At 35.3% G+C, this 569-nt stretch carries 1 protein-coding gene; it reads right to left on the bottom strand.

Features of this window, described 5'->3' with window-relative positions; genetic code table 11:
• Positions 1-527, bottom strand: a 527-nt coding sequence (gene mobV, locus DVJ99_RS12945) for a MobV family relaxase (RefSeq protein ID WP_162912224.1), incomplete at its 3' end; no start/stop codon positions are given.
• Between the last annotated feature and the right edge of the window lie 42 nt (positions 528-569).

Here is a 569-nt window from a genome sequence, read left to right as displayed (position 1 = left end):
CGCTTCAACTCAAAACCCTGTTTTTTCATATGCTCGGGGAATTTATCTTGTAGCCATAACAGTTCTTGACGATTAAACACATTTTTTCCTTGCAGTTTTCCATCACGCATAGGCACAACACCTAAATGCATGTGAGGGGTTTGCTCATCATTATGAACTGTTGCATAAGCAATATTTTGCTTGCCATATCGTTCGGAAAATAATTTATAACTTTCCTCAAAAAATCGTTTTTGTTCTCCTGGATCCAGTTGCTCAAAAAAATCTCGGTCAGATGTTACTAGCAACTCATTTACAAGAACAGCATCTTTCCTCGTTTTTCTTGTACCTGTTTTTTGTGATTCAATAATTTCTTTGACACGTTCGTTGTAATCAATATTTTTATCATTTTTCAAATCATAATTTTCACGTGTTCGCTCATGGTCAATATCATCATTCGTTCTACTTTTTCGCTCTCTTTGATTATGAAATTGCATGCCTTTTAGTCCAGCTGATTTCACTTTTTGCATTCTACAAACTGCATAACTCATATGTAAATCGCTCCTTTTTAGGTGGCACAAATGTGAGGCATT

Origin of the sequence: Staphylococcus sp. EZ-P03, assembly GCF_003344575.1 — a bacterium.
Taxonomy (GTDB): domain Bacteria; phylum Bacillota; class Bacilli; order Staphylococcales; family Staphylococcaceae; genus Staphylococcus; species Staphylococcus simulans_B.
Note: the sequence above shows the minus strand (reverse complement) of the source record. Positions and strands in the feature narration are given on the sequence as shown.